This is a genomic window from Saltatorellus ferox (genome assembly GCA_007751475.1).
Lineage (GTDB): Bacteria > Planctomycetota > UBA1135 > UBA1135.
The window spans coordinates 3,127,981-3,150,666 of sequence record CP036434.1; the positions used below are offsets into that span (position 1 = coordinate 3,127,981).

At 66.5% G+C, this 22,686-nt stretch carries 15 protein-coding genes; 8 read left to right on the top strand and 7 right to left on the bottom strand.

From position 1 onward, the window contains the following. Nucleotides 1-20: 20 nt before the first annotated feature. Both Poly30_RS11160 and Poly30_RS11165 read right to left on the bottom strand, forming a co-directional pair. Nucleotides 21-1,178 carry a tRNA-uridine aminocarboxypropyltransferase gene (locus Poly30_RS11160; protein WP_145197234.1) on the bottom strand — a complete coding sequence of 386 codons (1,158 nt, stop codon included), beginning with the start codon at nt 1,176-1,178 and terminating at the stop codon, nt 21-23. 59 nt (nt 1,179-1,237) lie between these two features. Then, nucleotides 1,238-2,023: a head GIN domain-containing protein gene (locus Poly30_RS11165; RefSeq protein ID WP_145197236.1), complete on the bottom strand. Its 786-nt coding sequence runs from the start codon at nt 2,021-2,023 to the stop codon at nt 1,238-1,240. A 171-nt stretch (nt 2,024-2,194) separates the two neighbouring features. Here Poly30_RS11165 and Poly30_RS11170 point away from each other — a divergent pair, with 171 nt between their 5' ends. Beyond that, entirely contained in the window at nt 2,195-3,610 is a 1,416-nt protein-coding gene (locus Poly30_RS11170; protein ID WP_145197238.1) for a B12-binding domain-containing radical SAM protein, read from the top strand. A gap of 596 nt (nt 3,611-4,206) precedes the next feature. Here the strand turns inward: Poly30_RS11170 and Poly30_RS28365 are convergent. From Poly30_RS28365 to Poly30_RS11180, 3 genes are all read right to left on the bottom strand, one after another. Beyond that, entirely contained in the window at nt 4,207-4,368 is a 162-nt protein-coding gene (locus Poly30_RS28365) for a hypothetical protein (RefSeq protein ID WP_419191254.1), read from the bottom strand. Nucleotides 4,369-4,630: 262 nt separating this feature from the next. Beyond that, nucleotides 4,631-7,165 carry a hypothetical protein gene (locus Poly30_RS11175; protein ID WP_145197240.1) on the bottom strand — a complete coding sequence of 845 codons (2,535 nt, stop codon included), beginning with the start codon at nt 7,163-7,165 and terminating at the stop codon, nt 4,631-4,633. 82 nt (nt 7,166-7,247) lie between these two features. Next, nucleotides 7,248-8,075, bottom strand: coding sequence for a methyltransferase domain-containing protein (locus Poly30_RS11180; protein WP_145197242.1), 828 nt, complete (start codon nt 8,073-8,075; stop codon nt 7,248-7,250). Between the two features lie 131 nt (nt 8,076-8,206). On the opposite strand from Poly30_RS11180, the gene acs reads away from it, so the two are divergent. From acs to Poly30_RS11195, 3 genes are all read left to right on the top strand, one after another. Further along, nucleotides 8,207-10,219, top strand: coding sequence for an acetate--CoA ligase (gene acs / locus Poly30_RS11185; RefSeq protein ID WP_145197244.1), 2,013 nt, complete (start codon nt 8,207-8,209; stop codon nt 10,217-10,219). Next, nucleotides 10,216-13,440, top strand: coding sequence for a PA14 domain-containing protein (locus tag Poly30_RS11190; RefSeq protein WP_145197246.1), 3,225 nt, complete (start codon nt 10,216-10,218; stop codon nt 13,438-13,440). Before acs ends, Poly30_RS11190 begins: the two co-directional genes overlap by 4 nt. A gap of 176 nt (nt 13,441-13,616) precedes the next feature. After that, on the top strand, nt 13,617-15,056 hold the full coding sequence (locus tag Poly30_RS11195) for a hypothetical protein (protein ID WP_145197248.1): 1,440 nt from the start codon (nt 13,617-13,619) through the stop codon (nt 15,054-15,056). Between the two features lie 6 nt (nt 15,057-15,062). On the opposite strand, the gene Poly30_RS11200 is transcribed toward Poly30_RS11195, so the two are convergent. Both Poly30_RS11200 and Poly30_RS11205 read right to left on the bottom strand, forming a co-directional pair. After that, a complete protein-coding gene (locus Poly30_RS11200) occupies nt 15,063-16,289 on the bottom strand; it encodes a DUF4388 domain-containing protein (protein ID WP_145197250.1) in 1,227 nt (408 codons plus the stop codon). Nucleotides 16,290-16,440: 151 nt separating this feature from the next. After that, nucleotides 16,441-17,418: an NAD-dependent epimerase/dehydratase family protein gene (locus Poly30_RS11205; protein WP_419191255.1), complete on the bottom strand. Its 978-nt coding sequence runs from the start codon at nt 17,416-17,418 to the stop codon at nt 16,441-16,443. A gap of 98 nt (nt 17,419-17,516) precedes the next feature. On the opposite strand from Poly30_RS11205, the gene Poly30_RS11210 reads away from it, so the two are divergent. The 4 genes from Poly30_RS11210 to Poly30_RS11225 all read left to right on the top strand — a co-directional run bounded on the left by Poly30_RS11210 (nt 17,517) and on the right by Poly30_RS11225 (nt 22,677). After that, a complete protein-coding gene (locus Poly30_RS11210; RefSeq protein ID WP_145197254.1) occupies nt 17,517-18,326 on the top strand; it encodes a 5'-methylthioadenosine/S-adenosylhomocysteine nucleosidase family protein in 810 nt (269 codons plus the stop codon). A 399-nt stretch (nt 18,327-18,725) separates the two neighbouring features. Continuing rightward, complete coding sequence (locus Poly30_RS11215; RefSeq protein ID WP_145197256.1) at nt 18,726-20,330, top strand: sugar transferase; 1,605 nt, start codon at nt 18,726-18,728, stop codon at nt 20,328-20,330. A gap of 44 nt (nt 20,331-20,374) precedes the next feature. After that, nucleotides 20,375-21,538 carry a glycosyltransferase family 4 protein gene (locus tag Poly30_RS11220; protein ID WP_145197258.1) on the top strand — a complete coding sequence of 388 codons (1,164 nt, stop codon included), beginning with the start codon at nt 20,375-20,377 and terminating at the stop codon, nt 21,536-21,538. Further along, the gene (locus Poly30_RS11225) at nt 21,535-22,677 is read left to right on the top strand and encodes a glycosyltransferase family 4 protein (protein ID WP_145197260.1); all 1,143 of its coding nucleotides are present in this window, start codon (nt 21,535-21,537) and stop codon (nt 22,675-22,677) included. Before Poly30_RS11220 ends, Poly30_RS11225 begins: the two co-directional genes overlap by 4 nt. Nucleotides 22,678-22,686: the final 9 nt, after the last annotated feature.

Sequence of the window (22,686 nt, forward strand, 5' to 3'; positions counted from 1 at the left end):
AATCCGCCCGGTGAGATCATTCACGCCGGATCGGCGAGCCCGATCTCGTGGAGCAGGGCCGCCATCACGGCCGCGTTGTGCAGCCGCTCGTCGGTCCGGCTCAGCTCCCGCTGGTTCCGCTCCAGCTCGTCCGCCGTCAGCAGGTTCTCCTTGACCACGATCTGCTCCAGGCAGCCGCGCTCCGCGCGGCGGTTGCAGTAGGCGGCCTTGAGGAGAAGCGTGGGCCCTTGCTCGGGCAGGTGGGAACCGATCACGTCGAGGGTGCTTCGGCTCCAGGCGGCCATCACGTCGTTCGGGCGCCGGAAGGCGCGCCAGGCGGCCCGCAGGTCCTCGATCGAACACGCCTGCTGCCTCTCCTCCTGGGACAGGCGCAGGAACGCCCACATCTCTTCGGGCTGATCCGGGCACGCGATCACCCGCTGCATTCGCTCGCCCGTCGCGGGGCGAAGCGCCGCGAAGGTCAGGAGCAGGCGCGGCTCGCCTGGCTCTCGGAAGGGGCCCATCTCGGCGTAGGTGACCACGAGCGATCCGTACGCGTCCTTGAGTTCGGGCGGGAGCGGGCTCTTCTCCTTGAAAGGCCGCGGCTTCCGACGGCGCGGCGTCGGCGTTCCCATCGCGGCCATGTGCTGGGTCTGCATCGCCTCGAACGGACGAAGGAGCGTATCGAGGCCCTGCGTGTCCGGCTCCAGGCACGCGAGCGCCGACTGGATCGCCTCGATGGTCGAGAGGCAGTAGTCCTTGGGCTGCTTGCGAATCCTGAAGCCGCTCACCTGGCCCGCTGGCAGCGTGAAGTGGGGAAGGGATTGCAGGGGCTCGATATCCCGGTACATCGCCCGGGCGTGGTGCCAGGTGCCGTCGAGGACGATCAGCTTCTCAGGACGATCCACCGGCGCCAGCTGGGAGAGATCCAGGGCGCCCGGGCGCGGATACAGGAGCCCGTAGCCCCGAAGGTCCGCAGCGAGCGCATCGTCCGCGCCCAGCTCGGCCCCGTGCCCCACGCGCACCGTCGCATTGCGTAGTGCCATCTCGGCGATGCGCGCAGTGTTGAAAGCGTGGCCGCGCTCGCGCGGATGCTGGAGGATCAAGATCTCGGTGCGATGCTCGATCGGTGTGATCAGCTCGCAGAGGCAATGTGCTGCCGGGCGATGGCAGTCGTAGCAGCGGACGCGCTCGGACATGGCGCGCCAGGATACGGTGCGAGCGCCCGCAGGTCGCACCGAAGGTCGCGCTCAGCGAATCAATTGGCCTCCTCCCGGATCGAGTAGACCTCGCCCGAGCCGGAGATCTTCGACTGGACCGCTGGCTGGCCGCGGTATCCAATCTCGCCGGAGCCGCTGACGCGCGCGGTGAGTGCGTCCCGGACCCAGAGCTTGGCCGTTCCCGAGCCCGAAAGCTCCAGGTTCGCCCGCTGTGATTCGACGTCCATGAGGTTCAGATCCCCGGACCCGCTGGTTCTCACGTCGATTCGGCCGATCGTCCCCGAGAGGGCCTCGACCTCGCCCGAGCCGCTGATCCTGACCTCGAGGTCCTCGACTTCGACGTGACCGAGATGGAACTGGCCGGAGCCGCTGGCCCTGAGACTCGAGCGAGCGGCCGCGAAGCCCGCGATCTCTGCGATGCCCGACCCGGAGAGGTGGACGTCGAGCTCGTCCCCATGAAGGGCGTTCGCCTCGAGCCACGTCGAGCCGCTCAGACGAATGCCGTTCAGTTCGCGGACGGCGATGCGGTAGACGGGGCGCTCGCTCGGGCTCCAGTTGCCGCTTTCGAAGCGGATATGAAGGACCCCGTCGTCCACGGTCGTGAGGATGTGCGGGAGCAGGTTGTCGTCGCACTCGATGTCGAGGGCTTCATCGTCACCCTGGGTCAAGAAGACGTGGGCATCCCCGGAGACCTGGATGGAGTCGAAGCCTGCCACGGCGCGGGGCTCCGTCATGACGAGCCCGGAACCGCGGACGGCGGGCAGGAAGGACTGGCAGGCCGCTGAGCTGACCAGGAGAGCGACGGCGAAGGGGTGGAGTGGCATGGGGGGGGCGGCGGTTGAGGGCGCGGGGGGGGATCCGGAAGGTGAGGCTGCCTTATTCGGTCATCGTCCGCCGCCATTTCTCCCCGGTCGGCCCGTCTACTTGTGGGGCAGCCTGGTCCGCCGACATTCCCTCACGGCATTCCCCGTGGGGGTGGGCTACACTTGGAAGCCTTGAAGGTCGTTCTCGTCAATCCGCCCAGTCCGCCCGAGTTTCGCGTCAGCCGTGGGCTGATGGGGGGCTTCGGTATGGCCGTCAACCCCGAGCTGCTCTACCCGCCCATCGAGCTCGCCCACGTCGCAGGGCTCCTGGAGTCCCGCGGCCACGAGGTCGCGATCATCGACGGTGATGCCCTCGGTGTGGATGCGGCCGGAGCGCTGACCAGGATCCAGGCGCTCGCACCGGACGTCTGCGTCCTCGACTCGTCCAGCACTTCGCTCGATCAGGACCTCGAGCTGGCAGGGCGCGTCCGAGAAGCGACGGGTGCCCTCACCGGGATGCTCGGCAGCCAGGTCACCTACACGCCGGACGAGATCTTCGAGGGCGGGCGCATCGACTTCGTGGTTCGCGGCGAGCCCGAGTTCACCGTCCTCGACGTGGTGGACCGCAGGGGCGGGGGGGGGGACCTCGCCGGTATCGAAGGCGTCACCTGGAAGGGGGCCGACGGCCAGGTCGTCCACGAGCCCGAGCGCGAGAAGATCGCCGACCTCGATGCGCTTCCGCTGCCCGCGCGGCATCTCCTCGACAACGGCGCCTACCGGTTCCCTGGCATCGACGGACCGATCACGACCGTCAAGTCGTCCCGCGGCTGCCCTCTCAACTGCAGCTTCTGCGGCTACACGCTGGCCCAGGGCCTGCGCTTCCGCTTTCGGAGCCCCGAGCACGTCCTCGCCGAGCTCAAGGATCTCTACTTCGTTCACGGACTGCGCCACGTCGTCTTCCGCGACCCGATCTTCACGACGCGGAAGGATCGCGTTGCTGCGATCTGTGACGGCATCCTCAGCCTGGGCATGTCCGATCTGGCCTGGCAGTGCGAGACCGCCGTCAAGACGCTCGACGCCGAGCTTCTCGGCAAGATGGCGGCTGCGGGCTGTACCCACGTTTCCCTCGGCGTCGAGTCGGGGAACGCGGAGATCCAGAAGAAGCACTGCGGCAACAAGCTCTCCGATCTCGACAAGGCCGCCGAGGTCTTCCGCGCTGCCCGCGCCGTCGGAATCGAGACGCGCGCGTTTTGCATGATCGGCTTCCCCGAGGAGACGCCCGCGATGGCGGACGAGACGATCGCGCTCGTCGATCGCCTCGACCCCGATCAGGTTCAGTTCTGCGCGGTGACCGCCTACCCCGGCACGCCGCTGCACACGATGCTGCGGGACAGCCGCGACTTCGACTACGCGGCGATGACGGGGTTCCAGGCGCTCGAGGGCAACGAGCACATGACCGCCGAGGAGATCCAGGACAAGATCCGTGAGGGCTATCGTCGGTTCTACCGGCGACCGAAGCGCATGCTGCGGGAACTCAAGGATCCGAAGCGGTTTGCGGCGAGGATCGCGCGCTACGCGACGCTCTTCAAGCGTCGCGCGGCGGTCTGATTCCCCGAGGTCGGGGAAAAGCGTTCCCACACCACAAGGAGAGCCCCGCGCAGGTAGGACCTGCGCGGGGCTCATGGTTGGGGTCCGGCTTCGCCTTGCCGGACCATGTGATGACTGGACGCTCTCGCGGGCCTTCTATCCAGCCACTGGAAGCACCAAGGAGGGGGGGGCGGCGCTTGCCCGGCTGGGAATAGGACTGTGAGGGAGGAGTCAGTGGTTCGTTCGATTCACGGTCGCGCGTCTTGGAGGGGGGGCGGCTCGAGCCAGCCGAAGAAATCAAAGGGGGGGATTCTTCGGTAGCGGTGAGCCAGTGCGCGTCGGATCAGTTCGTACCCGGCTCCTCCGAGCCGAAAGGGGTCAATCCACGGGAACGTCCAGGGCGAAGCTCTGATGACCCCGTATCTCCATGGTCATCCGTGAGGACGGCCGGGCTGGAGTGCACAACGATGGTCAGGGGGGGCGAGCTTCGCTTCACGGGATCGAATCCGAAGCGGGCTTCAGGCGCGGGCCAGGAATTTCGAAGAAAACAGCGCCTTCTTGGCGGACAGCCCTGGCTGCTGCTCAGCTCCCGACCTGAAGGTCCCAGCGGCTGGTCGTCAGGCCTCGGCGTAGTTCGCTTTCGACAGGTCGATCCATCGGAGCGATCCATCGCGAGGATCGCGCACCTGGACCCAGTCGTTCCAGCGGGCCACGACCTGCACGCGGACGGATTCGGTCTCGGAGACCTCGGATGAGGTCGACGTGGGGGAGTTCGTCATCGCCATCGGTTCACGTCGGAGGTTCGTTCGGCTTCTTTCCGGTCTCGCAGTCACTGCGGTGTCCGTCGGCGCCAGCGCCCAAAAAAAGTGGCCCCACCCGAGAGGGGATTCGGGTGAGGCCGTAGGTTCACTAAGAACCATGAGGGCACGGTGGTTATCGGCAGCCCGCCAGAATCCTGAAGGGGGCAGGTCAGGAAAATTGCAACTTCCTTCCTGGCCGCCTGTCAGCAGAGGTTATTGCCGAGCGATCAGGACTGCTTTCTCAGTACGTCAGGCGCGGGTTGAGGAACTTGGTCTTCCCCCAGCAGGTCAGACCGATCTGCCCCGCTACGGCGGAAGCTGCCTGTTCGATCGAGGCGAGTTCCTTGTCGTCGGCGTAGAACTTCGTGGCGTGGGGACCCACTTCGATCGACATCGTCACCTTGCCGTCCTTGACCCGCGGACCCCGCTTGAAGGCGTCCATGTCCAGCTTCGGCGCCCCGGTCTCACGGTCGAACTCCAGGAAGCCGAACGTCCCGGAGTTCCCCAGCATCACGAATGACCGATTGCCCGACGGTCCGCCGGCGAAGGTGATCCCCGGCAGCGTCATGGACTCAGGGTCGGCGACCTCGACGTCGACGTCGAAGCGGAAGGTGCTGCGCGGCGGCTTGATCAACGTGGCTTCGGCCGCGCGGTCCTCGGGATGGATGATGGTTCTGTCGGTGCCGTCTTCCTCGGCCTCCCACTCGCCCCCGGAGGTGCTCCACCCCTGGAGATCCTTGACCGGAAGTCGATAGGTGCGGCGCACGTCGACGCTGGCGCTGTCACGGATCTCAGCTGCTTTGGCGCTGAGATGGCCGTCACCGCCGACCAGTTCGGTGGCCATCGCGATGGCCTGGAGCCCGACCCGCGGATAGCCGGCCTCGACCCAGGCGTCCGCCTCTTGAAGGGTGTTCTGGACGAACGTATCGACGCCGTCCGACAGCTTCTTGCCGATCGAAGAGTCGACGTTGACGAGTCCGGCAAGCGCCGCTTCGAGGGCCTCGGCCGCCGTCCCGTCGTAGCCCCGCAGAGGCGCCTCCATGTCATCGGCTCCCCGCGCCACCATCGCGAGCTGGCGATAGGTGAAGAGGGCGGCGTCCTTGTTGTCGGTCTCCAGGTACGACTCGGCCAGAAGCTTCAGCGCGGTCGGATCTTCCGCGCGCTTGCGAAGCGCCCAGCGAAGGCTCTGGATGGCATAGCCAGGCTGTTTGTCCGCGATCTCGCGCTGTGCCTGCGCGATCAGCTTGTCCGCCTGATCGGGGCCCCCGAACTGACGACGCGCCAGCTCGGCGATCCAATCGATCCAGAGGTTCTCGAAGTCTTCGAACGTCTTGATCCCTTCGATCTCCGGTTGTTCGATGAAGTACACCACGAAGCGCTTGAGCGGGTTGTCGCCGCCCGTCTTGTAGTAGGACTTCATGAACTCCTTGTAGATGGGCGCATAGACGCGCTCGGAGTTCTCGTTCTCGTAGTTCAGGCAGAAGTACACGATTCCCCAGCCGAAGGGGTAGTACTCGCCGGGGTACGAGCCTGGCGCCATGTAGCTGACGACTGCTTTCAGGCCCGGGGATCTCGGGGCTGGCGTGTATCTGCCGGACTTCCCGACGGCCTCGCTGCCCTCGCTCTTCTCCCAGAGGTCATCGATCCCGAGGTAGTAGACGAGGCTGCTCAGTCGCGAACGTGGAATCCGGTTCGTCTCGACGACGCCGCCGGTCAAGAGCGCGGCACCTTCGAAGTAGCTTGCGGTTCCTTCGTTCAGCCACGTCGGGATCGGGTTCTTCCAGACGGCGCGCGTGAACTGGTGCGAGGCTTCGTGATAGAGCGTCGTCCAGAGATCCTCGATCGTCTTGGACGAGCCACCCGGCTCGGTCCGCGGATCGTAGGTGCTCACGCTGTTCTCGTCGGGCCGGAAGAAGCCCTTGACGTTCGGGCTGACGCCGTCGTTGAAGCCGTCGAATTCCTCGCGCGTCTTCCAGACCCGCACCTCGCAGCGGCGCATCGTGCCGCCGCGCTCCTTGTATTCGAAGATCTGTCGATAGAACTGGTTCATCTGCTCCATCGCGCTGAGCATCTGCTCGGCGATCTCGATCCCCATGTCCGTCAGCACCGTGTAGTTCTTGCCCTTGAGCTCGTGCTTGCTGGACCAGTCGGAGTGAGTCCTGTTGAGGCGCTGAATCTCCTCGTCGCTCCTGCGGCCCTTGACGTCGACCTTGATGGGGACCCCTGAGTTGAGCATCGCCTCGATGGCGTCGCTCTTCTTGAAGAGCTTCTCGAGGATGGAAATCGCCTGGCGCTCGTACGGGGAGCCCACGAGGGAGCCCAGCAGGTCGGCCGCGTTGGCGTAGTACTTCTTGCCGGAGCAGGCGCGGGCGAAGTCGAAGAGGTCCTTGGAGTAGTCGTCCACCGACTTTCCGAGCATGGGGACCTCGATCCCGATCTCGTCGCGGATCGCGCGCACCTTCTTCTCCGTGTCCCGGGCGGCGTCGGTTCCCTCGGCGGCGATGCGAGCGAGTTCCGCGTACCAGAGCGCCTGGTCGTCCTCCGCCTCAGCGAACGCCGCCTCGGAAGCCGCGAGCAGGACGGCGGGATCGTCAGGGTGCAGCTCCAGCTGCACCTGGGCAGCTTTCAGGTCCCCGTCGTCCTGCGAGATTGCGGCGTGGGCGGGGGCTCCGGAGAGCATGGCCATCCCCGCTGCGACGGGGAGCCCCAGGAAGAAGAGGGCGGCCGCGCCCGTGCGGGCTGCTGGAGGGCACAGGGGTCGTGTGGGTCGTGTCATGGGACAGTTTTCAGTGGCAGTGAAAGGCGACAGTGGCCGTGAAAAGGCGAGCTTGCGGGACATGGCTCGAGTCGCAGGGGAATCAGGTCGTGCGAGCTCGGGCCTGGACGAAAGAGTAGAAGAAGACGGCGTCGGGGTTCCGGCCGACCTCTTTGAGCTCAGCCTGCATCCCTTCGATGGTCTCGTCGTCGACCTTGCCTGCGGCGCTGAGTCCCTCGCAGCCGGAGAGGAGGAGGTCCGACCAGAACTGCAGAAATTCGGCGCGCTCGGCCGGTCTACGGTTGTCGAGGTGGATGGTTCGAACATCCGTTTCGATTTGTGAGAAGCCGACGCGCTGCAGCAGGTTGCCCAATTTGGCGCCGACGAACGGGTCTCCGCCCAGTTCGAACTGGTGGTCGTTGAAGGCGGCCCAGTATTTCAGCGTAAAAGGGCTGTACGGCGACAGGAAGAAGGTCGCGTTCTGGACCTCGTTCACGACGATGGGGGACCCGGGTTTCAGGCACCGTCGCACCTCGGAGAGCACCCGCGCGGGGTCGTTGACGTGCTCCAGGATCCAGCACAGGAACGCCGCATCGAACGTCGAGGAGGCGAAGTCCAGGGAATTCGCGTCGCCGTGCGTCGCCTCGTAACGGCCCGTCAGCCACGGGAGCGTGGAGAGGTAGCGCCTGGCCGCCTCCAGGTTGGATTCCGATGCCTCGACGCTCGTCACGTGGAGATCCGGGAACGTCCGGAGGAGGATCTCCGTCTGGGCGCCGACGCCGGATCCTACCTCCAAGAGGTTCCTGGATCGCTGAAACGGAAGCGCAACGTGAATCCGGTGCTCGATGATGCGGGCCTGCCGCCGGAGGCGCTGTTCCTCGCCTTCGCTGAAGCCGTGGAGGTAGCCGGAGGTGGTGGATCGGGTGGTCATGGGAGAGGGCGTGGGCGGTTCGGGGCGGCCCAGAGGATAACCGCGCCGAAGTGGACGAGCCCCATGGCGGTTCTTTTAGGATATCCCCCTCACTTGTCGCTCCCCCCGCAAGCCAGCCCGGCACGATCCACATGTCCGACCCCAAGTCCGAGTCGATCGAGTCCGTTCTCGCCGAGAACCGCTCCTTCCATCCTCCGAAATCCTTCGCCGAGGCCGCCCGCATCGGAACCCGGGAGACATACGAGCGGATGTGGAGTCAGTCGATCGACGATCCCGAGCGGTTCTGGGGGCGGATCGCCTGCGAGCTGCCCTGGCTGGAGCCGTTCGATGAGGTGCTCGACTGGAGCGACGCTCCCGTGGCGAAATGGTTCGGCGGGGGTAAGATCAACGCTTCCCACGTTTGCCTGGACCAGCATCTCGAGACAGAGCGCGCGGACAAGGTGGCGCTCATCTTCGAGGGCGAACCGATGGGCGACGGGGGGCCAGAGATCCGTACGTTCACCTACGCGGAGCTTCACGGCGAAGTCTGCCGCTTCGCCAACGTGCTGAAAGCGCGCGGGATCGGGAAGGGGGATCGCGTGGCGATCTACATGCCGATGATCCCCGAGGCTGCGATGGCGATGCTCGCGTGCGCACGCATCGGAGCGATTCACTCCGTAGTCTTCGGCGGATTCAGCGCGACGTCCCTCGAAGACAGGATCCTCGACGGAGGCTGCAAGGCCGTCATCACGGCGGACGGTGGGTGGCGCCGCGGCACGGTCCTCCCGCTCAAGCCCGCCGTGGATGAAGCGATCGCGAAGTGCGAGGCCACGGAGGGGGGCAGCCCCGTGGAGACCGTGCTGTGCGTCCAGCGCTGCGGCAACGAAGTCGATTGGACGGAGGGGCGCGACTTCTGGCTTCACGACGAGTTGATGGAGGTGAGCGACGAGTGCGAACCCGAGCCCATGGACTCCGAGGACGTTCTGTTCCTGCTCTATACCTCAGGATCGACCGGCAAGCCGAAAGGGATCGTGCATACGACCGGCGGCTACATGGTCGGCGCCTACCTCTCGACCCGCTTCGTCTTCGATCTGCAGGAAGACGACGTCTACTGGTGCACGGCTGACATCGGCTGGATCACCGGCCACACCTACATCGTCTACGGCCCCCTCGCGAACGGGGCGACGATGGTCATGTACGAAGGCGCGCCGAACGCACCCCACGAGGGCCGCTTCTGGGAGATCTGCGAACGGCACAAGGTCAGTGTCTTCTACACGGCGCCGACCGCCATTCGAGCCTTCATGAAGTGGGGCGACGAGCACGTCGAGAGGTACGATCTCTCGAGCCTGCGCCTGCTCGGTACCGTCGGCGAGCCGATCAACCCGGCCGCCTGGATCTGGTACCGGGACAAGGTCGGAGGCGGTCGATGCCCGATCGTCGACACCTGGTGGCAGACGGAGACGGGCGGCATCATGATCACGCCGCTCCCCGGTGTCTCCGCGACGAAGCCAGGATCGGCAACTCAGCCGTTCTTCGGCGTCGATGCTGCGATCGTCGATGAAAACGGCCGAGAGCTTCCCGACGGTCAGGGCGGGCTGCTGGCCATTCGCAAGCCGTGGCCGAGCATGCTCCGCGGGATCTGGGGCGACGAGGCGCGCTTCCGTGAGACCTATTGGTCCAAGTGGGAGCACGCGGGCAAGCCGCACTTCTACTTCCCCGGAGACGGCGCACGAAAGGATCCGGAGGGCAACTTCTGGATCATGGGGCGCGTCGATGACGTCCTGAACGTATCCGGCCATCGGCTTTCGACGATGGAGATCGAGAGCGCACTCGTCAGTCACCCGTCCGTGGTCGAGGCTGCGGTCGTCCCGCGGCCGGACGATCTGACGGGAGAGGCGATCGTCGCGTTCGTCATTCCCACGGGCAGCGTGGAGGACGTCCAGGCGATCGTCGAAGAGCTTCGCGACCACGTCGCGACGGAGATTGGCAAGCTGGCACGGCCAGCTGAGATTCGAATCACCACGCGGCTGCCGAAGACTCGCAGCGGAAAGATCATGCGCAGGTTGCTACGAGCCATCGCCGCCGGCGACGACGTCACCCAGGACACCACGACGCTGGAGGATCCGACGATCCTCGACGAACTCCGCGCAGGAGGCCCGGCTTGAGCCAGACACATCATCTCCATCGTGGGACCGTCGCCTGGGGGAGCGGCGCTCTACTGGCGTTTGGATCCCTGCTCGGCGGCGTTGCGGCCGGAGCTGGCGGGGTCCAGGACGGCCAGGCCCAGCAAGGCGAGGCCCAGCAAGGCCAGGTCCAGCAAGGCCAGGACCCTGGCGCGGAGGTCGCGGAAGAGAGGAGTCGCTCGACGGTCCCGGTGGCCGCCTCGCGCAACCGCTCGCAGCTGATTCCGCCGGTGGAGTCGCTCCTGGCGGATTTCGACTGCTTGAGCTGCCACGCGCCGGAGTCCTCGATCCGTGCGAAGCTCGATCCGGCGGTTCCGCCCGTGCTGGACGGCGTCACGCTCCGCACGAATCCGCGATGGGTGACGGATTTCCTTCTCGACCCACGCGCGACTCGACCGGGGACCACGCATCCCCACCAGCTGATCGCCATTCCGGAGAACGCCAGGGACTCGGTGGCCCTGGACCTGACTCACTTCCTTCAGTCCAGGAGCGGACCGAGGAAGGTGAGGATCCCGGTGGAGAGTTCGAGCATCGCTGCCCTGGAGACAGGGAGGAAGCTCTTCCACGAGGTCGGTTGCGCGGTGTGCCACGGGCCCCAGGAGAGCCTCGATGACCTGGGCTACTCGCTCGTGGATCTCACCCAGATGGAGCCGGCGACCGAGTCGGAAGCGGTGGACCAGCCCCTGCCGCCGGGCGTCCTCGAACCGAACTATCGGCGCATTCCCGCGGACCTCGCGCAGAAGGGGGGGCTTTCGGATCTCACGCGCTACCTGCTGGACCCGGTCGCCCAGCGCCCCGGCGGCTTCTGCCCGTCGATGTCGCTCCATCCGGTCGAGGCGCGCTCGATCGCTGCCTATCTCCTGCGCGAATCGGCCCAGCGGGTCGACGGTTCCTTCGAGCGCCGACCCGGCGTGTGGATGCAGGTCTTCGAGCCCCAGAAGGATGGAAGGGTCGGTTTCGAACTTCTGCGGCAGGGCGGAGTCACGGGCGAGCGCGCCTCACGGGGATTCGAACTCGATGCGGATCTCCCCGATGACCGATTCGCTCTCCGGTTCAGTGGCTTGATCGACCTGGAAACAGCGGGCGATTACACGTTCCACGTGGCTTCGGACGATGGATCGAGGCTCTACATCGGAGGCGAGCTGCTGCTGGACAACGGGGGAGTTCACCCGGTGCGAGAGGCCTCTGGATCGATCACGCTCGAGGCTGGCCTGCACCCGATCGTCCTCGAGTACTTCGAAGCGGAGGGCGGGCAGGCGCTTAAGGTGGAGTGGGTTCGACCGGGCGCAACGGAGCGCGAGGCGATCCCCGCGACGGCTCTGTCGCACTGGCCTCTGGAGTACAAGGTGCTGTCCCGTGATGGTCTTCCCGCAGAAGACACGTCGCTCGTCATGGACCCCGTTCGCGCGGAGCGCGGTCGCGAGGCCTTCTCGAAGCTCGGTTGCGCCACCTGTCACGTCGGCGTCCTCGATTCCGGCGAGGCGCCACCGTCGTCAGCGCCCTCGCTCGCTCAGCTCCAGGGAACTCGTCCCGGCGTGCTGATCTGTCTCCGCGCCGGGCGTCGATTCAACTTCGAGCCGGACACCGTCGGTCTCTTGCTCTCGGCGTTCGTGGATCCCGACAGCATCGCGGTCGACGCGGCCGACCCGGTGCGGGCGGTCGAGCGTCACATGACGCGCCGGAACTGCTACGGCTGCCACCGCCGCGATGGCGTCGGTGGGGTTCATCCGTCGCTGATGCCGCTCTTCACGGGCAACGAGGACGCGGAGCTCGGGGATCAGGGCCGTTTTCCGCCAACGCTCACCCAGGTGGGCCGGAAGCTTCGTCCCGCCGTGCTGCTCGCCGCCGTCAGCGGGATCGAGAAGGTGCGCCCTTACCTTCACACGCGCATGCCCATGATGGGGGTCGAGAACGTGGAGCGCCTCGCGGAGCAGCTCCAGGCCGCCGACCTTTCCGCCGCCTCCCTCGTTCAGACCAACGAGGAAGCCGGAGGTGACTTCAACTGCAGCGTGACGGACAAGGACGCGGGTCGCCGACTCGCCGGTGACCGCGGCGGCCTCGGGTGCGTTCAGTGCCATGGTTTCCTGGGGACGCGCAGTCTCGGCGTCCAGGCCGTCGACATGGGCGTCATGCACCGGCGACTGCGGTACGAGTGGTTCCACGATCTTCTACGCGATCCGAGCAGCGTGGATATGGCGTCGCGCATGGCGACGTTCTGGGTCGACGGGGAGAGCCCGATCCAGGACATCGCCGGTGGCGATATCGACGCGCAGATTCAGTCGCTCTGGTGCTGGTTGGGGGAGCGTCGGTCCATGGCGCCGCCGCCTGGGCTGGATACGGGACCGTGGGCGTACGAGGTCGATGCCTCGGAGAGCCTGCGTCTCGTTTCCGTGTTCATGGAGGGCGTATCGCCGAGCGTGCTCTGCGTGGGAACGCCCACGGGGGTTCACTTCGCGTTCGACGTGGAGAATGGCCGTCTGGCCAAGGCGTGGCGCGGTCGTTTCCTGAACGCCATGGGCACGTGGCAGGGGCGCGCTGGCGCTCTCGAGAAGCCCGGGTCCAGCGATGTCGTCGACCTCCTTCCAGGCTTCGCGATCTCGCCGATGGATCGCCTGAACGGAGAGTGGACCGAGCCGCGTGGCGAGCTGAATCCAGCGGGCCTGGTGACGCGCTCCCTGGGCCGGACGGTCGGCGAAGATGGCTCCGTCACCATGCGCTACACCGTCGGGGACCTGCGGGTGGCGGAGACGATTCGACCCGCGATGGTGGGAACTCAGATCTCCAGGCAGGCGGCCGCGGATGAGCACCTTGGACTGGAGCGTTCCTTCGAGGTGCGGATGCCGCGGAGCGGCGTGGGGCAGTCGATCGTGGCCCGCGTCGCTGTGGCGCGCACTTTCGAGCGAGCGGGCACCGGCAAGTGGCGCGTCAACGGAGGCGATTGGCCGCTCTACCAGCTGGATGCGGACAGCGTGCGCACGGCGAAGCTGGTCGAGCCCCAGTACGAGGAAGCGGCGGCATTCGGCAGCGGTGGGGCCGGTCGGCCCTCGGTCGATGCGCGCGTCCGCGGCGTGAGTCGGTCGGATCAGCACAGCGATGGTCCGGGTCCGCGAATGATCGAACTTCGAATTCCCGTCTTGATGGCTCCCGCGAACGATGGTTCCGGGGATCTGGTTGGCACCTTCTCATGGAGCTTTGCGTGGTAGCGAACTCAGATTCCGCTTCGCGGTCGTCCTTCCTGGCCTCGTCCGTTTTCCGGCGGTCCGCTCCACGAAAGCTGGCCATCTGGTTTCCTTTCTCCCTGGCAGCCCTTGCCCTCGGTGCGAGTGCAGCCGCGCAAACGGCTGGCTCTGGCGGCGAGAACGCTCCCGGCGACACGCGCATGAAGCGCGTGCGAGAGGAGCTGTCTTACCCCGTCACGCAGCTCAAGATTCCCGCGGATATCACGCTGGAGGTGGGAGGACTTTGCGTCGTTCCGGGGCCCGCCGGACCCCGTGTCTTGGCCGCGACCCGACGCGGCGATGTCTGGGGGATCGATGGATTTGCCGGGCCGAAGCCAGCGGCGACCCCGGTCTTCACGCGCGTCGCCGAGGGCCTTCATGAGCCACTCGGCCTGTTGCCCGAACCCGACGGCTCCGTGGCCGTGGCCTGCCGGGGCCAGCTCGGGCGACTGGTGGACTCCGAAGGTGACGGTCTCTTCGAGACGCTGGATACGATCAGCGACTGGTGGGATATCAGCGGCAACTACCACGAGTACAACTTCGGCCCGACGCGTGGGATCGATGGCGCGTACTGGATCACCACGAACAAGCCGTTCGGGCCGCAGCCCTTCGGCGAAGTCGACTGGCGCGGATTCGCGCTGAAGGTCATGCCAGACGGCCGCGTGAAGCCCATGTGCGCAGGTCTGCGGTCCCCCGCCGGGGTCAACACATCTCCCTGGGGTGAGGTCTTCTATACGGACAACCAAGGGGAGTGGTGCGGTGCGAGCAAGCTCAGCCTGCTTCACCCGGGGAGCTACCACGGCCATCCCCACGGCATCGAATCGACCCGCAAGGCGGAGTGGACCTTCACGGAGCCCAAGGCGCTTCCGGAGGGAGAGCTGTACGCGACGATCGCGAGCTCGGGGGACTATCCGAAGTTCCAGATGCCTGCCGTCTGGTTTCCCTACGACAAGATTGGCCGCAGTCCGTCAGGGTTCGTCTGGGATGAGACCGGCGGCGCGTTCGGACCGTTCAGCGGCCAGATGTTCGTCGGGGATCAGTACGAAGCGGCCGTGTTCCGCGTGGACCTCGAGCGAGTTCGCGGCCACTGGCAGGGCGCTTGCTTCCGGTTCCGCGACGGGCTGGCCTCGGGCGTGATCCGGCTGGCCTTCACGCCGAGCGGGGCTCTCCTCGTGGGGGAGTCCGATCGGGGATGGGGTTCCAAGGGACCGATCACCGAAGGAATGCAGAGGATCGACTTCTCGGGCACGGTGCCCTTCGAGGCGTTGAGCGTTCGGCTCACTCCTGATGGGTCTGGCTTTCGGATTCGCTTCACGCACAGGGCCGAGCCCGAGTCGTGCGCGAACGTCCTGAGCTATTCGCTGGAGAGCTACACGTACGAGGCGTCCGAGAAGTACGGCAGCGACGAACTGGATCGGCGCCAACTCGAGGTCACCGGTGCCACGCCGCACGAGGACGGGCTGGGTGTTGACCTCGCCGTCAGCGGGCTACGCGAGGGCTACGTGCACGAGCTCGGGATGGCTGGCGTGAAGAGCGCCAACGACGGCTTCCCGCTCCTGCATGCGACGGCGTACTACACGCTGATCCGCACGGCCCAATAGAGGCTTCTAGCCAGCCCGGCGCTCGGCCGAGCCCTCGAGTTCGTCGCGGTGGCGCGCTGTCTCCAGGAGCAGTCGCGTCACGTTGTAGCGCACGCGTGCTCGGGGTTCGCCTTCGAGTCCTTCGCGGAACGTGAAGCGACAGCCTCCCAGGTCGAACAGGCGGTAGAAGATGTTCTGGATCTGATACTGAAGCGCCTGGGCCAGCGCGTCCTCGCCGACCACTTCGCCGCGTCGGAGAGCGTCGCCGAGCCGCTCTGCGTCGCTCTTGCCAGCGAGCAAGCGCTCGAGCTTGGACTCCGTCAGGTGACCGAGCTTGACGAGAACCTCGCCGAGGCGATGGCCATCCGGTGAGCTGGAGCTTCCTGCATGGATGAGTTCGCCGCGCAGGTACTCGAGCGTGAACTGCTCGTGGCGCGCGTCGATCGTGAGGACGCCCGTCTTGCCCTGAAGCTGGAAGAAACCGATCAGCTCGGGGATCGAGAGTGCGTCCGTGTTGCCGATGAACTCGGGGGCAGCGAAAGGCTTGGGGGCCGTCTCCAGGTCGGGCAGGATCTCGTCGTCTCCGAACGCCGCCGTGAGCGCGCGCTGGATCTCATCGACACGGTGCTGGACCCAGACGCTGGAGCCGCCTTCCTCATCGCTGCGACCACCTTGGGCCTTCGAGTCGGAAGCGCTTGCGAGAGTCGATCTCCTGGCGACTGCGTGCTGCGAACCGCTCTCCTGGAGGTGCTCCTCCTCCGCGGGGTCCGCCTGGGATTCCCGCTGGGCATCGGCCTTCTTTCGCCTGGCCTTGCTCTTCTGACTCCAGTGATGAGACACCCGGTCTGACTTCCGTCGTCCCGCGCTCGGGGCTCCCCGCCGGTTTCCGTTCGCGGAGGTGGTGGTGGCGTCGTCCTGGGTCGACTGGGCGGCCGACTCGGTTTCACCTTCGCCGCGCGTCCGGGACCGAATGTCCTTCAGCGCCTTGTAGATATCCGAGGAGTAGAACCCCGTGATCTTCAGGGAACTCGCGGGCGTCGAGGCGAAGCCCCAGGTGGGCGTGCCCAGCGCTTCGAGCGCCAGTTCCAGGTGGTTCTTCGCCCTCAGCAGCGATCCCTGGGCGGGCCTGTCCGGCGGAGCCATACCGCCCGTTTCGGCGACGCTACGAATGGATTCGAGCTGTCGGAGTCGCGTCTTGATGTCTGCGACTCGACTGAGCAGTTCGATGATTTCCTTTGCCTCGGGGTCCTGCATGGGGGAGCGCGGTGGGGCGCTTGCACAGGGATCGGCGTAGGATGACGGTGTTCTGGAGGGAAGGTCACGAAAGAGAAGGGAGAAGCTTTTTCCGCCCCCTGGCGAAATGACCTGAATCTTCTCGCTGGACGTCGCCCGAGGGCTGAGAGACTTAAATCCCGAGGTTCTCGGTGTGGCCGGTCGCCGATCGATCCTCGCGCCACCAGTCGTCCTTCGTGATGTCCTTGACGCCCTGGGAATAGTGGCGCGGCTCCCACTTCAGCTCTTCGCGCGCCGCCGTGATGTCGTGGTCATGGTGCAAGGAGAAGTAGCCCGCGCCCCGCCGCTCCTTGGTGACGTCCCGGAACAGGCCCTTGAAGAGAATCGCCCGCTCGACCCAGCGCCTGGGGATATTACGGCGCTTCACGCCTCCACCCGTCGCGGCGATCGTGAGGTCGACGAAATCGTTGAAGGAAATACCCTCCGGGCCCGCGATCTCGAAGATGCGGAAGTCCTCGCGCCCGCGGTCATAAGTGAAGCAACGCACGATGGCCTCGACGACGTCGTCCACGTGGACCGGGTTCAGCTTCGAGAGTCCCTCGTGGTAGACCCAGAATGATCCCTTCTTGGCGCCGCACTTCCGGAGGAGCGGAGCCGTATGTCGGTAGTCGCCGCGGCCGTAGACGAGCGTTGGTCGGAACGACGCCCAGCGCAGGCTGGAGCCACGAACGATCTTCTCCTGGACGCGCTTCGAATCGCGGTAGTAGCTGTAGACGGGAACCCCGATCACGGCGGACGAAACGTTGATGAACTGGAAGTTCTCGGCCGCGTTCTCCTCGGCGTCCGCCACGAGGTGCTCGGTCCCCGCCACGTTGACCGCCTGCATGATCTCGTCCCCGAGGTGGTCGTGGGCGCTTGCCAGGTGGACGAGGAAGTCCGCGCCCTTCAGGAACCCGGAAACGCTTTCCTTCTGGGTGAGATCCCCTTCGTGGAACTGCAAACGCTCGGCAGCGCCGGGGAAGTTCTGGTCGATCAGCGCCTGGCTCCTCCCCTTCCTCACGAAGGCACGTACCGTATGGCCGTCGGCCAGAAGCCGCTTGACGATGTACTGACCGATGAAGCCGGTCGATCCTGTGACAGAGATGAGCATTGAGTTGGGCGGTTCGGGGCGTCGCGGACGCCGAAAGACTACCCTCTCGGCGGCCCCAGGCTGCATCCGTATCGATCAGAGCCGAGGAGCTCCTCCCCATGCAGGCCCCGCCACACGTCCCACATCGTCCGCTGCCCTCCTTTCGCTGCGTCGGCGTACTGGCAGCGTTACCGGGCGAACTCGGGGACTTTCTTCCGTCGCCTGGCCAGCCAGGCCACGGCGCACGGGCCGAGCTGGGGGTGGAGATTCACGCGCCGCGGCTGGACGGGTGTCCGATCGAAGTCCTCAGCGCCTGCTCGGGCGTCGGAAAGGTCGCTTCCGCCCACGCGGCGCTGGCGCTGATCTCGGCGGGCGCCGAGGCTCTCTTCGTGGTCGGGACCTGCGGTGGCCTGGCACCCTCCCACGGGGTGGGGAGATTCGTGCACCTACTGGAGGCGGTCCAGTGGGACCTGAGCGTTCGCGACGGGCGGGAGTCGCTCGCGGCCCGGGAGCTCTGGGAGCCCTGGATGGCGGCCTGTCCCGGGTTGGCCGGCCTGGCACTGACGGCCGACAGACCGGCTCTGCGCTGGATTTCGAGGCTTCGTCGAGCGCGAGCCGTCCGGTCGCGCGGCCAGGTCGAATCGGGATCTCCCCCTGGGAAGGAGGGGGGCCTCGTCCCGGTCGCGGACATGGAGACCGCGGCGGTAGGTGCGGTGGCGAGCCGCTCCGGCGTGCCCTGGGCCGCGCTGAGGGTGATTTCGGACGCACAGCGCAGTCTGCTCCACCGGGCAACCGGCCGCGGTCGAACCGCGTCTTCGTTCCATCTTCACTACCCCGTCCAGGCCGGACGAGCCGCCGCGAGCCTCGTGTCCCTCCTGGCGCCCGACCTCGGAGACTCGAATGCAGAGAAGGACAGACCCTCCGGCTGATCCCCGGGAAAACATTGCCCGTTTTTCCTGTGGGCTCCCGAGCGTTCCGGGCGGTTAAGGGGAGGCAAGCGAGGTTCTCCTCCAGGACCTTACTTGTGAATGCCTCTCTATCTTCCCCTCGGGCCCTGCCGAGATAGACTCCACGGGGAAGATCTCCTACTTCCCCCTTCCGCAGCGCTGCGTTTCGATTTTTTTCATCGTCACGTTTTGGGCCGACCAGGGTCCCTTGACGAGACGTCGCTTCCACCCCATGTGCCCACAAATCGCCCCCCAGAACGGTAGGCCGTCGATGGCTTCTCACCAGCCCCTGCTGGCGAAGGGCAGCAGGTCGTCCGCGGTGCGGTCTTCAGCAGGTGCGTCTTCAGCAGGTGCATCTTCAGCGGGGGAGGCACTCGCCGGATGAGCGCGGCCGGAACGATTCTACGCCGCAACTTCGAGCCGCTGGTCCTCTCGGTCCAGGTGGTCATCGATCTGGTCGTGGTCGTGATGGCGTGTCTCCTGGCGTGGTGGCTCCGGGAAACCCTCGTCGCCAGCGAGGTGCTCGGTCCCGTGGCCGACATGGCGCGGACGGCCGGTGAGGCGATCGCGGCCGCGCCCTCGGATGTGGCCGCGGGTGCAGGAGGTCCGTCAGCGGATCAGCTGGCAGGCGCGCCTCGCTACTCCACGCCGCTCTCCGACTACCGCGAAGTATTCTCCATCACAGCGGCAGTCTGCCTCGTCTGCTTCCACAGCTTCGGGCTCTACAGCCCGAGCAAGAGTCTCCTGAACGTCGAGGAGTACAAGGCCGTCACGAAGAGCAGCGTCTTCGCGTTCTTCGTGGTGCTCGTGCTTCTTTTCTTCCTCCGGGACGCCGCGCTTCCCGCCGAGGACGTCCGCGGGATCTACGAGCCGCTCCTGTGGCTCCACGGCGCCGTCGACCTGAACGTCGAACCCGACGAACTCAGCCGCCTGACGCTGCTGCTCTCCTTCCTGTTCATCCTCGCGTTCATGACGATCAGCCGGTTCATGTCGTTCCGGGTGATCCAGCGCCTGCACCAGCGCGGCATCGGCAACCGCAACGTCCTCGTGATCGGCGCGGGCTGGACGGGCCGCAAGCTCCAGGAGAAGTTCCTCCACGTCCCCACGCTTGGCCTCAACTTCGTCGGCTTCGTCGATCCGGATCCTGCCCTGGTCGGTACCTGGATCGGTCGCGGCCAGGTCCTCGCGACGACGGACAACCTCAAGGATACCCTCGGGCGCCACAAGGTCGGCGAGGTCTTCATCTCGCTGCCCGAGGCGAAGGAGGCCTTGGTGATGGACCTCTGCGCCCAGCTCGACGCCCTCGGCACCCCTTTCTACGTGGTGCCGCGCTTCTACCACCTGATGTCCTACAACGTGCGGATCGAGAACCTCGATTCGATCCCGCTCATCACGCGAACCGAGCGGCGGGAGTCCCTCGCCTCGCTCGCGGTCAAGCGCGTCTTCGACATCTGCGTGAGCCTGTTCGTGCTGCTCCTCACGCTCCCGCTGTTCCTCGTCATCGCGTTCGTCATCCGGCGCGAGTCCGACGGGCCGATCTTCTTCCGTCAGACACGCATCGGCCAGGGCGGCCGACCGTTCGACATGATGAAGTTCCGCACGATGCACGTGGCCAACTGCACCGACGCCGTGGCGCCCAAGAGCGAGAACGACCCCCGCGTCACCAAGGTCGGCCGGATCCTCCGCCGGTACTCCCTGGACGAACTCCCGAACTTCATCAACGTCATCAAGGGCGAGATGAGCGTCGTCGGCCCGCGCCCGGAAATGCCGTTCATCGTCGAGACGTACAACGCCGTCGATCGCGAGCGTCTCCGCGCGAAGCCCGGGATCACCGGCCTCTGGCAGATCTCGTACGCACGCCAGGACGCGATCCATTCGAACCTCGACTACGACCTCTACTACATCGAGAACCGCTCCTTCCTCCTGGACCTCGTGATCGTCGCCCTCACCGGGTTCGCCGTGGCCAAGGGCACCGGCGCTTTCTAGCCCCCGGAGCTCTTTCCAGCTCCGGAACCATCGACTGCCTCACCATGCACGTCCTACACGTCATGGAAGCGACGATCGGTGGCACTCGCCGCCATCTCGTGGACGTTGCCGCCGGCCAGATTCGGGCCGGTCTCGAGGTGTCGATCATCGTGTCGACGCTTCGTGACCCGGGGTTTGCGGCGGACCTGGAGGAGCTGGAGCGTCTGGGCGTGCATGTCACCCGCATCCCGATGGTGCGTGAGATCCGTCCGGTCAAGGACCTGAACCACATGCGCCAGATCGCAAGGGTGCTCCGGGAGCGGCGGCCCGACGTGGTCCACACCCACAGCTCGAAGGCGGGCGTCCTCGGTCGGCGCGCGTCGATGTCGACGGGCATCGGCGTCCGTGTCCACACACCGCACACGTTCGCGTTCCTCTTCGGGGCGCTCTTCGGCAGGAGCAAACGCGCACTGATCCGCTCGATCGAGCGCGCGCTCTCGAAGTCGACCCAGCGCATCGTCGCCGTTTCCGGGAGCGAAGCCGTCACGATGGAGCGCTCCGGGGTCGTGCCCGAAGGCGTCGTGCGGATCGTGCCCAACGGGGTCAACCCGGCGCGTATCGAGGGCGCTGCGCCCCTGGACCCGGCGGAGTTCGGGCTCGACCCGAAGCTTCCCATCGCGGCCGTGATCGGCCTCGTCTACTCCGCGAAGGGCCAGGATCTCGCGATCGAAGCGATCGCGCGCGAGGACCTCGACGGGCTGCAGCTGCTCTTCGTCGGCCCCGGGGATACCGAGGAGCTGGAGGAGCGTGCTCGCGCGCTGGGCGTGGCCCATCGCGTCGCGTTCACGGGTCCGCGCGACGACGTTCCGTCCGTCCTCGCGACCGTCGACTGGCTGCTTCTGCCGTCGCGCTGGGAAGGGATGCCGTACGTGGTGCTGGAGGCGATGGCCGCGAGTCTCCCGGTGGTTGCGACGCCCGTGGATGGCGCCGCGGACCTCGTGGTGGACGACGTCACCGGCTACCTCGCGGAGGCGATCTCGGCCGAGGCGATCGGGGATGCGCTGAACCGAGCGCTGATGGCAGGGAAGTCGCGGCGCAAGGTGCTCGGTCGCGCCGGGCGAGCTCGCATCGAGGGTGTGTATACCGTGGAGGCGATGGTGCTGGGGCTGGAGCGCGTCTACCAGGAAGCGCTCGGTGCCTCGCACGTTCCAGGAGTGCGGCGACCGTGAGGATCCTCCATGTCCTGACGACGCTCGACGTGGGCGGCGCCGAAATGCATGTGCTCAAACAGGTACAGGGCCAGGTCGCACGCGGCCACGAGGTCCGAGTCGCCTACCTGAAAGGCCAGGGGACGCTCGAGCCTGACTTTCGCGCGGCGGGCGCGAGCGACGTCCGTCATGTGCCTGGCGGCCCGCTGTTTCCGATCAAGCTGCGCGGCTTGCTCGGCTGGTGCGACCTCGTTCACTCCCATCTCCTGAAGGCGGACGCCCTCACGTCCGCTGCCGTTCTGCTGGCGGGCAAGCGCAAGCGCTACCTCAGCGGCAAGCACAACGACGAGCAGGTCCTGAACCGCCCGCTCGTGGGCCTCGTCCACGGCATGATCGGTCGCGTGCCGGCGCGGACGATCGTCCTCTCGGATCACGTGGGGCGCTTTATCGAGGAGAAGGGGCGCGTGCCCCGGACGCGCCAGTCGCGCGTGTACTACGGCCTCGATCCAGCGCCCTTCGAAGAGGCTGCCCGCTCCGTGGACCGGGCCGCGATCCTCGCCGAGTTCGGCTTCGCTGCCAGCGATGTCGTCTTCCTCTGCGTGGCCCGCTTCGCGAGGCAGAAGGCCCACGAGGTGCTCCTCGCGGCCACCGCGGAGGCGCGGCGAACGAACCCATCGATCAAGCTGCTACTGGTGGGCGATGATCCGTTCGGGGACGAGCGCGAGCGCGCTTTCGCGGTCGCGCGTGATCTCGGGCTCTCGGATGCGGAGGGGCGCGGCGCCGCGGTGTTCGCCGGGATTCGCCGCGACGTCCCGTCGCTCATGGCCGCCGCGGACGTCTTCGTGATGGCCTCCCGCTGGGAGGGTCTCGGGCTCGTTTTCCTGGAGGCCATGGCGACGTCCCGGCCGGTTCTCTCCACCACGGTTTCCGCGATCCCCGAGGTCGTCGTGGACGGGACGACGGGTCGCCTCGTGCCGCCGGACGATGCGGCGGCCATGGCGGCTGCGATGGTCGAACTCGCAGGTTCGGCGGAGCTGCGGTCCCGCCTCGGGACCGCCGGCCACGAGCGCGTCATCGAGCGCTTCGGTCTGGACGTCATGGTCGACGAGACCCTGCGTGTTTACGAAGAGGTGCTGCGGCGATCGGGGCACGGCGGTTAGCCTCTGGGG